The following is a 14,544-nucleotide window of genomic DNA, read 5'->3' on the forward strand; positions in this document are numbered from 1 at the left end:
AGCCGGGCGCCGCGCCGGTGCGGTCGCGCAGCCGCCAGCCGGCATCGGGAAAGCGCGCCTCCAGCCCGGCGCGGATCGCCTTCAGGGCCGCATCGCCGGTGCCCTCCGGCAGCAGCACGCGCTGCGACCACGTCACAAGGCTGCCGGGCATGAGCAGGCCGGTTCCGGGCAGGGCCCCGGCCGCGATCATCAGCCGGGGGCCGAAACTGAACCCGCCGCTGAGCTTGTCCGGCTCGCGGGCGATGATGCCGGTCAGTTGCACGGTGGCGTTGCCGACGCCGATGCGGTCGCCGACTTTCACCCCCAGCCGGTCGAACAGCGCCCGGTCGGCAAGGGCACCGGGCACCGGCGGCCCGCCGTCGCCGCCCTGCGGGCCGAGCAGGGGGCCGGCGGCGCCACCGCCTTCCACGTCCAGCCGGCCGGTCAGCGGGTAGGCATCGTCCACGGCCTTCAGTTCCGCGAGGATCTGGTCGCCGGAGGCCGCCCGCGCCATGGCGCGCAGGGTGGCAACGCGCGAGGTCGGGCCGAGCGCGGCGATGGCCGCGGTCTCCGGGGCCGACAGGGTGCGGTGGATCAGGGCAGCATCGAGATCGCCGCCGAGGATGGTGCGACCCTGACCGGCAACCGAGCGCGTCAGCGCATCGGCCAGCGAGCCGACGCCGGCGATGGTGGCGACCCCGAGCGCGATGCAGGCGATGAAGATGCGGAAGCCGGCAAGCCCGCCGCGCAGTTCGCGCCGGGCAAGGCGCAGCGCGAGGGCGAGACGGGCGACAGCCGGCCAGCCCAGCGCCGCGCGGCGGGGGCGGGCATCCGGCAGGGCGGGGTCCGGCATGGGGGCGGGCGCGGGGGTCGGTCCGGGCTGCAACATGGACCGGGGCCTCACGCCGCCGCCGGCAGCACGCGGCCGCCGCTGACGCGCACCGTGCGCCCGCAACGCGCCGCAAGGCCGGCATCGTGGGTGACGAGCACCAGCGTGGCGCCGCGGCTCGCCTGCGCGGCAAAGATCAGGTCGGCAATGGCTGCGCCGGTGGCGGCATCGAGGTTGCCGGTCGGCTCGTCGGCGATGAGCAGGGCCGGGCGCGGCGCGAGCGCGCGGGCAATCGCCACCCGCTGCTGCTCGCCGCCGGACAGCGCCTTCGGCAGGTGATCCAGCCGGTGGCCGAGGCCCACGGCCTCCAGCTCCTCCCGGGCGCGGGCGAAGGCATCGGCGGCACCGGCCAGTTCCAGCGGCACGGCCACGTTCTCCAGCGCCGTCATGGTGGGAATGAGGTGGAACGACTGGAACACGATGCCGACATGGCGGCCGCGGAAGCGGGCCAGCGCATCCTCGTCGAGACGGGTCAGATCCTGCCCGGCCACCTCGACGGCCCCGCTTTCCGGCCGCTCCAGCCCGCCGATCACCATCAGCAGGGTGGATTTTCCCGAGCCCGAAGGGCCGGTGATGCCGACCGTCTCGCCGGGGGCCACCGTCAGGCTGGCGCCGTCCAGAACCCGCACCGCCGCGGCGCCGCGCCCCAGCGACAGGCGCACGTCTTCGACGCGCACGGCGGGGCGGGCGGCCGGATGGGGATCGGTCGGGGGCATGGCGGGGCCTCTTGCGGCAGCGGACGGACGGCGGCAGACGGACGGCAGGCGCGGCCGGGGGGGGGGCGGCACGCTTTCCTGTGCCATATGGGGACATTGCAGCCGGCTTAAAGGGTGCCGGGTGTTGAAGCCGGCGGCCATCGTCCCCATGGTCCGGAGCGGCGCGGCAAAGCGGAGCGATACGATGAGGCTGACAGGCAGGCTGATGGCGGGCGGGCTGATGCTGGCGGCGGCCCTGCTGCCGGCGGGCGGCGGGCAGGCTGCGGAGGCAGAGGCGGCGGCGGGGGCCGCCGGACCGGTCACCATCGTGGCCCTTGGCGACAGCCTGACCGCCGGCTTCGGCCTTGCGCCCGGGCAGGGCTTTCCGGCCCGCCTGCAGGCGGCGCTGAAGGCGCGCGGCCACGATGTGACGGTGGTGGATGCCGGCGTTTCGGGCGATACCACGGCCGGCGGTCTGGCCCGGCTCGACTGGTCGGTGGGGCCTGAGGCCGACGGCGTGATCGTGGAGCTTGGCGCCAACGATGCCCTGCGCGGGCAGGACCCGGCGCGCACGCGCGACAACCTCGATGCCATCCTGACCCGGCTTGCCGCGCGCCGGCTGCCGGTGCTGCTGGCCGGCATGCGCGCACCGCGCAACATGGGGGCGGACTATGCCGCGCGCTTCGACGCCCTCTACCCGGAACTCGCCGCGGCCCGCGGCGTGGCGCTCTATCCGTTCTTTCTGGCGGGCGTTGCGGCCGACCCGGCGCTGAACCTGCCCGACGGGCTGCACCCGACCGCCGCCGGCATCGACATCATCGTGGCCGGCATCCTGCCGCAGGCCGAGGCGCTGGTGGCGGCGGCGGAGGCGCGCCGCGCGGCGGGGCCATAAGCGGAGCGCCACATTTTTACCTTCGTAGCTGCGCATGTTAAAGTGCTTCAGCCGGCCCCGGGTGCCCGCGTCACGCCCATGAGGCCCATTGTGGCGGCACATCGATGTGCGGCAGAGACTTCATGCATCCGGGAGGGCCTTTCAGGCCATGGTGATTGATTCCGACGCCCTCAGTGCGGCGGCCGACCAGGCGAGCGAACTGCTGAAATCGCTCGCCAACCGCAACCGCCTGCTGATCCTGTGCCGGCTGATGGAAGGGGAATGTTCCGTCGGCCAGCTGGCCGGGCATCTGGGCCTGCGCGATTCGACCGTGTCGCAGCATCTGGCGCTGCTGCGCAAAGACGGGCTGGTGCGCGCCCGCCGCGACGGGCAGACCATCTGGTATTCGGTGGAAAGCGAGCCGGCGCGGCGCGTGCTGGGCGCACTTTACGGCATCTATTGCGTGGGGCCCGACGACGGTGCAGGCGAGGCCGGGCAGCCTTTGTGCCGGCCGGACCTGTCCGCGGCCTCCTGAGGCCCGCGCCCCTTGCCGTGGCGCGCGCGCCGCTCCACTCTGCCAGCCGCGCAGAGACTGCGGACCAGTGGCTTGGGAGAGATGGCCGTGACGCACGCGAGTTCCGAGGATTTTGTCATTCCCGCCCCGGCGGTGCCGGCGCTGGCGGTGGAGGGCGGCGGCCGCTTTCCGGTGCGGCGCATCTATTGCGTCGGTCGCAACTATGCCGCTCACGCCCGCGAGATGGGTTCCGATCCCGACCGCGAGCCGCCGTTCTTCTTTGCAAAACCCGCCGATGCCGTGCTGCCCGGCGGCAGCCTGCCCTATCCGCCGCACACCGGCGCCTACCACTACGAAGTGGAGCTGGTGGTGGCGCTCAGGTCCGGCGGCCGCGACATTCCGGTTTCCGGGGCGCTGTCCCATGTCTACGGCTATGCCGTCGGCCTCGACATGACGCGCCGCGACCTGCAGAACGCCGCCAAAAACACCGGCCGGCCGTGGGATCTGGCCAAGGGGTCGGATTTTTCGGCCCCCTGCGGCCTCATCCGCCCGGCGGCGAAGTTCGGCCTGCCGCAGGCCGGCGGCATCCGCCTCGCCGTCAACGGCGCCGTGAGGCAGAAGGGCGACCTTGCCGACATGATCTGGAGCGTGGCGGAGACGATTGCTTACCTCTCCGGCTTCGTCGCGCTGGCCGCCGGCGACCTCATCTTCACCGGAACGCCGGACGGGGTGGGGCCGGTGGTGCCGGGCGACACCATGCTCGCCCACATCGACGGCCTCGACGATCTGTCGGTGACGGTCATCTGAAAACGGCGGCGGCGCATTAACCTTGCCCTTACCATGACACCGGATAGTCTTTTCATCCGGGCTTGTCCGTTCCCTGCCTCGAAGCGTCCGCCCGGGCGTGTGCCGGGGGCTGCCGCGGTGCAGCCGTCCGTCACGACCGGGTGCCCTTTCCGGAGGTTCGAGAATGCGCCGCCGTGTTCTGTCCGTGCTGTCTTTCCTTGCCCCGGCGCTGGCTGTCGCCGGCGGGCTTGCGGCGGCGCCGCGGCCGGCCGCGGCCGAGAGCATCCGCGTCGGCGGCATCTATGCCGTCACCTTCTCCGGCGTGCCGGTGGGGCGGGCGACCTTCTCGCTGGTGTCGGAGGAAGGCGCCTACTCGATCCGCATCGCGCTGAAGCCGGCGGCCGTCGGCAAGGTGGTGGCGGCCGGGAACTTCCGGGCCGAATCGACCGGCTGGCTCCACGAGGGGCGGGTGCTGCCGACCCGGTTCACGCTGGAGTCCGTCGATACCGAATCGGAAAACCGCGTCGAGATGCACATGGCCGATGGCGCCGTGCTGCGCTCGGAGGCCGAACCGGCGCTGCCGGAGCGCGAGGCGCGCGTGCCGCTGACGGATGTGGTCATGAGCGGCGGCATTCTCGACCCGGTCTCCGCCGCGCTCGTTCTGGTGCCGGCCGGGGGCGGCAATGCCCCGCCGAAGGCCGCCTGCGACGGCCGGCTGCCGATCTTCGACGGCTGGACGCGCTACGACATCCGCCTCAGCTACCGCGAGACCGAGGAGGTGGTGCTGCCGACCTTCGAGGGGCAGGCGGTGGTGTGTCAGGCGCGCTGGGTGCCGGTGGCGGGCCACATTCCCGGCCGCAAGGCGGTGGAATTCATGAAGAACAACCGCCGTATCTCGGTTTCCTATGTGCCGGTCGGCCGCTCCGGCCTGATGGTGCCTTACCGCATCGAGATGAAAACCCTCTACGGCACCTTGATGGTGGCGGCGGAAGACCTGAAAATGACCGGGCCGATCATGGCATCCGCGGCGCAGTAGCGCCCGCGCCGGCCGTGGTTGCGGGCGTTCTCCGCCGGCGCAGTCCTGCCCCGGCGGCTTCTGGGAACTGACAGCCGTGCTCATGACACTCGCCTCCGCCTTCTCGCTCATCGGGCTCGATCCGGCGCTGGCCGGCAGCGCCGTTCTTGCCGGCTTTGCCTATGGCATCACGCCGGGGCCGGGGGTGCTGGCGGTGTTCGGCATCGGTGCCGACCGCGGCCGCCCGGCCGGCGCGCGCTTCCTCACCGGGCACATCGCGGGCGATTTCGTGTGGTATGCGCTGGCGCTGGCTTCCATCGTCGGGGCCTCCACCATCGGCGACAATGTCTTCCGCGTGCTGGGCCTTGCCTCCGGCGCCTACCTGATCTGGCTCGGCTTTTCCGCCATCCGTCAGGCCGGGCGCGCGGCCGGCGAGGCGCAGGGCGGCCTGGCCGCCGGCCGGCCGCTGATGCACGGCCTCGTGTTCGGCCTCACAAACCCGAAGTCCTATCCGGTGGCGGCCGCCATGTTCACGGCGCTGCTGGCCGGCAATGTCGCCGCCCTTGGCTGGAAGGCGCTGCCGGGGCTCATCGTCATGGCCATCGTCGGCTCGGTGCTGGCTTATGGCGTGCTGGTGTTCGTGGTCGGGCTGCCGTCGTGCCGGCGCTTCTATCGCCGCCACGAGGCGTGGATCGTGCGGCTGTGCGGGGCCATGTTCGTGGCGTTCGGCTCAAAATCCATCCTCGACAGCCTGCGGCGCTGATGGCATTCGCGCACGGCAGGTTCGGTTTCCAGATCTTCAGCCCGATATCCTCAGCCTGATGGCCTCAGCCCCGATGTCCTCCGTTCTGTCGCGCCCGCCGCAGCGCGCCGTCATCGCCATTGCGGCGGCCGACGACCCGCGGGTGGCCGACTATCGCTGCGTGCGCGAGCGCGATCTCGTCGGCCGGCAGGGCCGCTTCGTCATCGAGGGCGAGGTGGTGCTGGAGGTCGCGGTGCGCCGCGGCCGCTTTCCGCTCGCCTCCGTGCTGATCGCCGCCGACCGCGTGCCGCGCCTCGGCAGGCTGCTCGATGCCGTGCCTGCCGGCGTGCCGGTGATGAGCGCGGCGCCGGCGGTGATGGATGCGATTGCCGGCTTTGCCATCCACCGCGGCATTCTGGCCATCGGCCTGAAGCCGCCGCCGGCCGAGCCGGCCGCCGCGCTCGCCGCTGCGCTGGCGGCGCTGCCGCCGCGGGCGCTGGTGGTGGGCCTTGCGGGCCTTGCCAACCACGACAATGTCGGCGGCATCTTCCGCAATGCGGCGGCCTTCGGTGCCGATCTGGTGCTGGTCGACGACGAAAGCTGCGACCCGCTCTATCGCAAGGCGATCCGCGTTTCGGCCGGCGGCGTGCTGGCGGTGCCGTGGCTGCGGGCCGGCCCGGCAGCGCAGATGGTGACGGCGCTGGAACAGGCGGGCCTCACGCCGCTGGCGCTTTCGCCCGCCGGCCGCGAGCGGCTGTGCGATCTGAAGCCGCCGCCGCGCGCGGCGCTGCTGCTGGGGGCCGAAGGGCCGGGACTGCCGGACGCAATCCTTGCCCGCGCCCGCACCGTGACCATTCCGATGAGCGGCGGCTTCGATTCGCTCAATGTCGCCACCACCAGCGGCATCGCCCTGCACCACCTGCGCTTTGCCGGTGCCTGAGGCGGCCGGGCGCGGCGGGCGCCGGTTCAGCCCGGATCGTCGAGGCTGAATTCCTCGGTCTCGTCGTCGTAGGCGAACAGTTCCGCATAGCGGCCCCACGACACGATGGCCTTCAGCGAGCGTTCCGAATAGCTCTCGGTCATGTGGTCGTCGAGCTGGTGCAGGAAGCGGGAGGCCGGCGCGCGGTGGCTCGGGCGCTCGTCCAGCACCGACTTGATGAGCGCGGCGAGGGGAATGCGCGCCACGAGGCGCTCGCGGAACACCCGCTTGCGGGCATCGTTGGCGGATTCCACGAAATAGCGCCCGGCATCGGTCAGCTTCACGTCGCCGTCGGCCAGGTCGGCGAAGCCGAGCATCTGCAGCACCTCGGCCACGGGGAAGAGCTCGTCGGCCTCCATCTGCAGGTCGTCGGCCAGATGCGGCAGGTCGGCTTTGCCGTTGTAGGGCTCGGAGGCGATCTCCTCCAGCAGGCCGGCCATGAGGTTGGTGGAAACCTCCGGCAGCGGCGTTGCCATGGTGGTGGGCGGCGCCTCGTGGTGGCCGGCAAGGCGGCTTGCGGCGGCCTGGCTCGCCCGGTTGGTCATGCGGGCATAGATATCGTCCACCATCTGGCGGAACGCCGGATCGAGGCGGTTGCGCGGATGCGGGAAATCCACCTGGATTTCCGCCGCCACCCGGCCCGGATTGACCGAGAAGATCAGGATGCGGTCGCACATCAGCACCGCTTCCTCGATGTTGTGGGTGACCATCAGGATCGAGCCGATGGGCAGCTTGCCCTCGCCCCACAGTTCGATGATGTCGGTGCGCAGGGTCTCTGCGGTCAGCACGTCGAGGGCGGAGAACGGCTCGTCCATCAGCATCAGCTGCGGATGGATGACGAGGGCGCGGGCCAGCCCGACGCGCTGGCGCATGCCGCCGGACAGCTCCTTCGGATAGGCATTCTCGAAACCGTCGAGGCCGATGAGGTCGATGGCCTCCAGCGAGCGGCGGCGGCGCTCCGTGGACGGGACGCCCAGAGCCTCAAGGCCCAGTTCCACGTTTTCCAGCACGGTCAGCCAGGGAAACAGCGCAAAGCTCTGGAACACCATCGACAGCCCCTCGCAGGGGCCGGTCACCGGGCGGCCGCACCACTGCACGGCGCCGGAGGTGGGCGCGGAGAGGCCGGCGACGATGCGCAGCAGCGTCGACTTGCCCGACCCCGAGCGGCCGAGCAGGCCCACGATCTCGCCCTTGGAAATGGTGAGATCGACATTGTCGAGCACCACGTGCTCGCCCTTGTCGGCCTTGCGGAAGGCCTGCCGCACGCGCTTCAGGTCGACCAGCACGTTGCCGGAAGGGGCAGCAGGGGCTGCGGGGGCAGAGGCGGATTCGGTCGGCATGAAAGGCCTCTCAGTCGAGCCGGAGACGGCGCGCGGCATAGGCGAACAGCGGGTGCCACAGCAGCCGGTTGAACAGGATGACGAACAGCGACATCACCGCGATGCCGAGCACGATGCGCGGATAATCGCCCATGCTGGTCGCCTCGGCGATGTAGGCGCCGAGACCGTGGGCGGCGAGGTGGTCGTTGCCCCAGCTGGCCACCTCCGCCACGATGGAGGCGTTCCACGAGCCGCCCGAGGCGGTCAGCGCCCCGGTGACGTAATAGGGGAAGATGCCGGGCAGCATCACCTTGCGCCACCAGTTGAAGCCGCCGATGTGGAACGAGGCGGCCGCCTCCTTCAGGTCGTTGGGATAGGCGCTGGCGCCGGCGATGACGTTGAACAGGATGTACCACTGCGTGCCCAGAATCATCAGCGGGCTCAGCCAGATATCCGGGTTCAGGTCGAAGTGGACGATCGCCACCACGAAGAACGGAAAGGCGATGTTGGCCGGGAAGGCGGCCAGGAACTGGGCAATCGGCTGGGCAAATTCCGCCGCTCTGGGCCGCAGGCCGATCCACACGCCGACCGGCACCCAGACCAGCGTCGCCAGCATGATCAGCACCAGCACGCGGATGAAGGTGATGACGCCGAGGCCGAGGGTTTCCAGCACCTCCTGCAGGCCGAGTTCGGTGGCCACGAAGCGCACGATGAGGAACGTGGCATAGAGCGTGCCGGCCACCACGATGACCAGCCACAGCCTGTCGAAAAGCGGCGAGGTCCAGACCCGGCCGAGCGCCTCGCCCGCCGGCCGCGCCCGCCCGGCGCGGGGCGCCAGACGCAGGCTGGCGACGGTGCGCAGCACCATGCTGAGCGGCTCCAGCAGGCGCGCGAACAGACGGGTGCGCTTGACCGCATCCAGCACCCAGGAGCCGGGGGCCTGCCCGGAGGTGGAGGTCTCGAAGCGGAACTTCTCGCTCCACGCCACCAGCGGGCGGAACAGAAGCTGATCGTAGAGCAGGATGATGAACAGCATCGCCCCGACCGCCCAGCCGATGGCGGCCAGATCGCTGTGGTCGATGGCGAGCGCCACATAGGAGCCGATGCCGGGCAGGGTGTAGGTGGTGTCGCCGACCGAGATCGCCTCGGAGGCCACCACGAAGAACCAGCCGCCGGACATCGACATCATCGTGTTCCAGACGAGGCCGGGCATGGAAAAGGGCACTTCGAGGCGCCAGAACCGCTGCCAGGGGGTGAGGCGGAACGAGCGGCTGGCCTCAACGAGGTCGTTCGGCAGCGTCTTCAGCGACTGGTAGAAGCTGAAGGTCATGTTCCACGCCTGCGCGGTGAAAATGGCGAACACCGCCGCCAGTTCCACGCCGATGACCTGACCGGGAAACAGGTTCATGAACCCGACCACGGTGAAGGACAGGAAGCCCAGCACCGGAACCGACTGCAGGATATCGAGGAACGGGATCAGCACCATTTCCGCCCGCCGGCTCTTGGCGGCGATGGTGGCATAGACGAACGTGAACACCAGCGAGGCGGCGATGGCCGCCAGCATCCGCAGCGTGGTGCGCAGGCCGTATTCCGGCAGCATGGCGGGATCGAGCGAGATCGGCGTCTGCTCGATGGCCGACAGCGGCACGAGGGTCTGTTCCGCCCCGCGCGAGATCAGGATCAGCGTGCCGAACACCAGCACGAAAGCCAGCAGATCCCACAGGTTGGGCAGGTAGCGGCCGCCCGGCAGGCGGACGTTGGGAAAATCGCGCATCATGACAGGCGGTCCGGAAGGGAGGTGGCGTTGCGGAGAGGCCACCGCGGGCCGGGGCAGATCGTCATCGGCGCGTTTCTTCCTTGCCGGGGCGCTGGTTCACCGCGCCGGAAGGCCGCTTCCATCCGGCTGCCGGCATGGACGCCCCTGCCCCGACGGGTCGTTCGGGAGACTGCGGGCGACTATCCGGCGGCGCCGTGACGGTTTGACGACATTCCATCGCGTCTTCCGCAGGTTAGGGCCTGCCGCGCCGCCGGGGAAGGGCCCGCCCGCCGGTTCTTTCGCCACATTGCCACCGCCGTTGCAGGCCGGCCACGGCGCGGGGTGCGCGGGGCGGCCCTCACATGTAGAGCTTCTCGCCCTCAAGCCCGCGATAGAGCCCGGCGACTTCCTCCGCATAGCCGTTGAAGAGCTGCGTCGGCACGCGTTCGCCGCCGGTGCCGATCAGTTCCTCGCTCGCCTGCGACCAGCGCGGGTGCGGCACGGCCGGGTTGACGTTGGCCCAGAAGCCGTATTCGGAGGCCTGCAGGCCCTCCCAGAACGTCACCGGGCGCTGGTCGGTGAAGGTGATGCGGCGAATCGACTTGATGGACTTGAAGCCGTATTTCCACGGCACGGCGAGGCGCAGCGGCGCGCCGAACTGGCGGGCCAGCGGCTTGCCGTAGACCCCGGTGGCCAGAAAGGCGAGTTCGTTCGTGGCCTCGGCCATCGTCAGCCCCTCCACATAGGGCCAGGGATAGAACGGCGCGTTCTGGCCCGGGGCCATGGCGGGATCGAGAAAGGTCTCGAAGCGCACATAGGTGGCGGAGGACAGCGGGCGCGCCTGCTCCACCAGCGCTTTCAGGGCAAAGCCGGTCCACGGCACCGTCATGCCCCACGCCTCGACGCAGCGGTGGCGGTAAATGCGCTCTTCCAGCGGCATGGCGCGGATGAGGGTGTCGATATCGACCGTGCGCGGCTTTTCCACCATGCCGCCGATTTCCACGCTCCACGGACGAATCTTCAGCGCCTGCGCCTGCTCGCTGATGTCCTTCGAGGGGCCGTATTCGTAGAAGTTGTTGTAGGTGGAGGACGCGCTCTCGGGCGTCAGCGGCCGGCCGGCGGCGAAGGCCTCGTCGCGGCGGGCGGGGTAGAGGCCGGCGGTGGGGTCCGGGCTGCTGTCGGGCGGCGGCGGGGCGGCGCCGAACAGGCCGTTGAGAAAGCCGGCCGAGGCCGGGCCGGCGGTACCCGCCGCGCCGGCAAGCACGGCTGCCCCCGCCCCCGCCTTCAGCAGGCGGCGGCGGGTGAAGAAGGCGGCCTCGGGTGTGACGTCGCGTCCGGCGCGCTGCCAGCGGCGGGGCGTGCGGATCAGCATGGGCATCCTCCGTATCCTCCCGCCGCGGCCTCCGGGGACGGAGGGGATCAGGCGGCGTCGCGCCGTCGCCGGTCGGCGATTTCGGCAGCCTGCTTTGAATCCAGCGCGGCAAGATGGCTGAATTGCGCCTGAAACCGGCCGACGCCCTGTGTAACCGCCCGGATATCGAGAATGAGGCGCTGCATTTCCGCCTCCGGCATCAGGGCGGTGATGGTGTCCCACCCCGGCCAGCCATGGCGCGGCTCCAGCGCGGCGATCTGCCCGCGCCGGCCGCTGACGAGGGCGCTGACGCGGGCACCGGCCTCTGCCGGGGTGTCGATGACGAGCCGCATCACCGGTTCCAGCAGCACGGTGCCGGCGGTGGCCAGCGCCTCGCGCACGGCCAGATGGGCGGCGGCGCGGAAGGCGGCCTCCGACGAATCCACCGGATGGAAGCTGCCGCCGGTCAGGGTTGCCGCAAGGTCGACCACGGGAAAGCCCTGCGGCCCTTCGCCGAGGCTTTCGCGCACGCCCGCCTCCACCGCCGGAATGAAGGCCCGCGGAACGGTGCCGCCGGCGATGCGCTCGGCAAAGGCGAAGCCCTCGCCGCGCGGGCGCGGCGCGAACTCGATGGTCACGTCGCCGAACTGGCCGTGGCCGCCGCTCTGCTTTTTGTGGCGGCCGTGGACGGTCACCGCTCTGGCCAGTGCCTCGCGATAGGCGATGCGCGGCGGCCGGGTGAGGATGGCAAGGCCGTAGCGGCCCTCCAGCCGGTCGGTGACGGCCTTCAGGTGCAGCTCGCCCTGCCCGCCGAGGCGGATGTCGCCGGCCAGCGGTTCGGGCGTGACGGTGAGGCCGCGGTCTTCCTCGGCCAGCCGGCGCAGGGCCTCGCTGAGCCGCGCCTCGTCCTTCGGCTCCACCGGGGCGACGGCGAGCGAGAGCACCGGCGGCAGCGGCGGCAGTTCGATCAGGTCGACGTGGGTGCCGCGCGCGCCGGTCAGCGTGGCGCCGGCCGGCACGCCTTCCAGCCGCGCCAGCGCCACGATCTCGCCTTCGCCGGCGGCCCCGCGCCGGGTGGCGTCGCGGCCGGCTTCCACCCGGTAGAGGCCGGTGGAGCGCACCGCCCGGCCGTCGGCGGCATAGAGCGTGATCTGCTCCGGCACCCGGCCGGCCAGCACGCGGGCCAGCGACAGCCGGCCGGCATGGGGCTCGTCCAGCGTCTTCAGCACCTGCACCACGGTTTCGCGCGCGGCCGGGTCGAGGCCGAGGCGCTCGCGCGTGGCAGAGACCGGCGGCGCCTCGTGGCGCAGCGCCTTCATCAGCCGGAACACCCCGTTGCCGCGCACCGCCTGCCCGATGAACACCGGCGAGATCAGCCCGTCGGCCATTTCGCGGGCAAGGTCGTCGAACACCCGGTCGCGCGGCGGCTCGATGTCGGACAGCAGTTCCTCCAGCAGGGCGTCGTCATAGTCGGCCACCCGCTCCAGCATTTCGAAGCGCGCCTCGATCTGGTGGGCGCGCTCGCTGTCGGCAATGGCCACGACGCGGCTTGCCGCGTGCTCGCGATAGACATAGGCCCGCTCAAGGGCGAGGTCGACGAAGCCGGTGGCGATGCCGTCCTGCCAGATCGGCATCTGCCGCAGCACCAGCGGCGTGCGGCTGGCGCGCTGCAGCATCTCCAGCGTTTCGCGGATGCCGGAGCCGATACGGTCGATTTTGTTGAGGAACAGCACGCGGGGAATGCCGCGCTCCTCCAGATTCTTCAGCATGGTCTGGAGCGCGGGCAGCTTGCGCTCGTCGGCCTCGCAGACCACCACGGCAAGGTCGGCGGCGGCGAGCGCGCCGTCCAGTTCGCCGGCGAATTCGACCGAGCCCGGGCAGTCGGCCACGGTGTAGTCGTCGCCGAGGAAGGAGAAGGTGCGGAACTGCGTTTCCGTGCTCATCACATGGGCGCGCGGCTCGGCGGCGGCCTCGTCGCGGGCGGCCTCCGCGCGCCGGCCGGGCCGGCTGCGTGCGCACATCGCCTCAACCAGCGTGGTCTTGCCGCTGCCATAGGGGCCGACCACGGCGATCAGCCGCGGGGCCGGGGCTTTCGGCCGGTTGTCGGGCTCGCCGGCGCGCGCGTCATCCTCCGCGCGGTTTGCCGCAAGACGCTCGTCCTCGCCGACCGCACCGGCGGCCGCTTCGTCGTGGCTCATCGCAGGTCTCCTTTTGTTGTTGATGTCGAGGCCTTCGGTTCGCATGGAAACGTCGTCGCAGTCCTGATGTCGTCTTATCGTTGCAGTCCCGGCAGCAGGGCGCAAGGCTCGGATGGCGCAAGGCCCGGATGGTGCAACGCCGGCCCTGAGCCGGCTGTGACGGCTCCGCTTTCCCCTCAAGGATTCGACGGTTGCTTGCGCCGGGCTTTGTGATCGGTCAAAAAGCGCCGGACTGAGCCTGCGAAAGCCGGCTGCGAGCCGGAAACGGGCCGCGGGCGGCGTGCCGGCTCGCCAGAACGGGGCGCGCGGCGCGGTGAAAATCTTCAGGAACCCGGAAAAGGCCGCCAGGCGCGAGGCCCGGCACCGCCGCCTGCGCGAGAAGAGCCAGCGCCCGCTGGTGGGCTTCCGGCGGCGCCTGAAGGCATGGGCCTGGCTGATCGTCAACGACGCCGGCATCTTCCGCCTGTTCTACCGCAACCGCCACCGGGTGGACGAGCGCATGTGGCGTTCCGCCCAGCCTGCACCGCCCGACGTGGCGTGGGCGGCCCATAACGGCATCCGCACCATCGTGTGGCTGCGCGGCGACCGCGAGCTGGGGGCTTTTGCGCTGGAGAAGGATGCCTGCGAGCGCGCCGGCATCCGCCTCGTGTCGCTGCCGCTGTGGTCGCGCTCGGCCCCGACGCGCGAGATGATCCATGACGCGGCGGCGCTGTTCGGCAGCATCGACTATCCGGCGCTGATGCACTGCAAGTCCGGCGCCGACCGGGCGGGGCTCGCCTCCGCGCTGTACCTGATGCTCGCCCGCGGCCGGCCGGCATCGGAGGCGATCGGCCAGCTTTCCGCCCGTTTCGGCCACATCCGCTCCTCGCGCACCGGCGTGCTCGACCTGATGCTGGAGCGCTACATTGCCGAGGGCGAGGCGAAGGGCATTCCGTTCCTCGACTGGGTCGACAGCCCCGCCTTCGATCCGGCCGCCTTCAAGGCCGCCCACAAGCCGACGCTGTGGAGCGACGTGCTGGTGGAGCGCATCCTGCGGCGCGAATGAAAAAAGACGGGCGCGGCGCTGGCCGGCCCGTCTGTCCGGACGCGACGGAAGGGCGCCGTTACAGCCCGCGGCGGCGGCGGGCGGCGGTGACGGTGTTGCGCAGCAGGCAGGCGATGGTCATCGGCCCGACGCCGCCCGGCACCGGGGTGATGAGGCCGGCCACGCCCTGCGCGGCGGCAAAATCCACATCGCCGACGAGGCGCGTGCGGCCCTCGCCGAGTTCCGGCGCCGCCACGCGGTTGATGCCGACATCGATGACGGTTGCGCCGGGGCGGATCCAGTCGCCCTTCACCATCTTCGGCCGGCCGACCGCGGCCACCAGAATGTCGGCCCGGCGGCACACATCGGCAATGTCGCGGGTGCGCGAGTGGGCGATGGTGACGGTGCAGTCCTCGCGCAGCAGAA

Annotated in this window: 13 protein-coding genes and 1 pseudogene; 7 read left to right on the forward strand and 7 right to left on the reverse strand. The window is 71.2% G+C overall.

Annotated elements, in window-relative coordinates; all coding sequences use genetic code 11:
• Positions 1-868 (reverse strand): ABC transporter permease (locus V7067_RS09785; RefSeq protein WP_334175709.1); only part of this gene is annotated, 868 nt, incomplete at its 3' end.
• 11 nt (positions 869-879) lie between these two features.
• Positions 880-1,584 carry an ATP-binding cassette domain-containing protein gene (locus tag V7067_RS09790; RefSeq protein ID WP_334175710.1) on the reverse strand — a complete coding sequence of 235 codons (705 nt, stop codon included), beginning with the start codon at positions 1,582-1,584 and terminating at the stop codon, positions 880-882.
• A gap of 184 nt (positions 1,585-1,768) precedes the next feature.
• On the opposite strand from V7067_RS09790, the gene V7067_RS09795 reads away from it, so the two are divergent.
• From V7067_RS09795 to V7067_RS09820, 6 genes are all read left to right on the forward strand, one after another.
• Positions 1,769-2,455 carry an arylesterase gene (locus V7067_RS09795; RefSeq protein WP_334175711.1) on the forward strand — a complete coding sequence of 229 codons (687 nt, stop codon included), beginning with the start codon at positions 1,769-1,771 and terminating at the stop codon, positions 2,453-2,455.
• 148 nt (positions 2,456-2,603) lie between these two features.
• Positions 2,604-2,969: a metalloregulator ArsR/SmtB family transcription factor gene (locus tag V7067_RS09800; RefSeq protein ID WP_334175712.1), complete on the forward strand. Its 366-nt coding sequence runs from the start codon at positions 2,604-2,606 to the stop codon at positions 2,967-2,969.
• An 81-nt stretch (positions 2,970-3,050) separates the two neighbouring features.
• Positions 3,051-3,755, forward strand: a complete 705-nt coding sequence (locus V7067_RS09805; protein WP_334175713.1) for a fumarylacetoacetate hydrolase family protein — start codon at positions 3,051-3,053, stop codon at positions 3,753-3,755.
• 163 nt (positions 3,756-3,918) lie between these two features.
• A complete protein-coding gene (locus tag V7067_RS09810) occupies positions 3,919-4,770 on the forward strand; it encodes a DUF3108 domain-containing protein (protein WP_334175714.1) in 852 nt (283 codons plus the stop codon).
• A gap of 82 nt (positions 4,771-4,852) precedes the next feature.
• Complete coding sequence (locus V7067_RS09815; RefSeq protein ID WP_334175715.1) at positions 4,853-5,512, forward strand: LysE family translocator; 660 nt, start codon at positions 4,853-4,855, stop codon at positions 5,510-5,512.
• A 58-nt stretch (positions 5,513-5,570) separates the two neighbouring features.
• Positions 5,571-6,431 (forward strand): RNA methyltransferase, encoded by an 861-nt coding sequence (locus tag V7067_RS09820; protein ID WP_334175716.1) that lies wholly within the window; start codon positions 5,571-5,573, stop codon positions 6,429-6,431.
• A gap of 26 nt (positions 6,432-6,457) precedes the next feature.
• On the opposite strand, the gene V7067_RS09825 is transcribed toward V7067_RS09820, so the two are convergent.
• The 4 genes from V7067_RS09825 to V7067_RS09840 all read right to left on the reverse strand — a co-directional run bounded on the left by V7067_RS09825 (position 6,458) and on the right by V7067_RS09840 (position 13,094).
• Positions 6,458-7,810 carry a nitrate/sulfonate/bicarbonate ABC transporter ATP-binding protein gene (locus V7067_RS09825; protein WP_334175717.1) on the reverse strand — a complete coding sequence of 451 codons (1,353 nt, stop codon included), beginning with the start codon at positions 7,808-7,810 and terminating at the stop codon, positions 6,458-6,460.
• A 10-nt stretch (positions 7,811-7,820) separates the two neighbouring features.
• Entirely contained in the window at positions 7,821-9,563 is a 1,743-nt protein-coding gene (locus tag V7067_RS09830) for an ABC transporter permease subunit (protein WP_334175720.1), read from the reverse strand.
• A 340-nt stretch (positions 9,564-9,903) separates the two neighbouring features.
• A complete protein-coding gene (msrP, locus tag V7067_RS09835; protein WP_334175721.1) occupies positions 9,904-10,917 on the reverse strand; it encodes a protein-methionine-sulfoxide reductase catalytic subunit MsrP in 1,014 nt (337 codons plus the stop codon).
• A 47-nt stretch (positions 10,918-10,964) separates the two neighbouring features.
• On the reverse strand, positions 10,965-13,094 hold the full coding sequence (locus V7067_RS09840; protein WP_334175718.1) for an elongation factor G: 2,130 nt from the start codon (positions 13,092-13,094) through the stop codon (positions 10,965-10,967).
• A gap of 313 nt (positions 13,095-13,407) precedes the next feature.
• On the opposite strand from V7067_RS09840, the gene V7067_RS09845 reads away from it, so the two are divergent.
• Positions 13,408-14,139 (forward strand): sulfur transferase domain-containing protein, encoded by a 732-nt coding sequence (locus tag V7067_RS09845; RefSeq protein WP_334175719.1) that lies wholly within the window; start codon positions 13,408-13,410, stop codon positions 14,137-14,139.
• A gap of 58 nt (positions 14,140-14,197) precedes the next feature.
• On the opposite strand, the pseudogene V7067_RS09850 reads toward V7067_RS09845, so the two are convergent.
• Positions 14,198-14,544, reverse strand: a pseudogene (locus tag V7067_RS09850) (bifunctional methylenetetrahydrofolate dehydrogenase/methenyltetrahydrofolate cyclohydrolase); the annotation flags it as partial.

Source organism: Pseudoxanthobacter sp., assembly GCF_036822375.1.
Classification (GTDB): Bacteria; Pseudomonadota; Alphaproteobacteria; order Rhizobiales; family Segnochrobactraceae; genus Pseudoxanthobacter.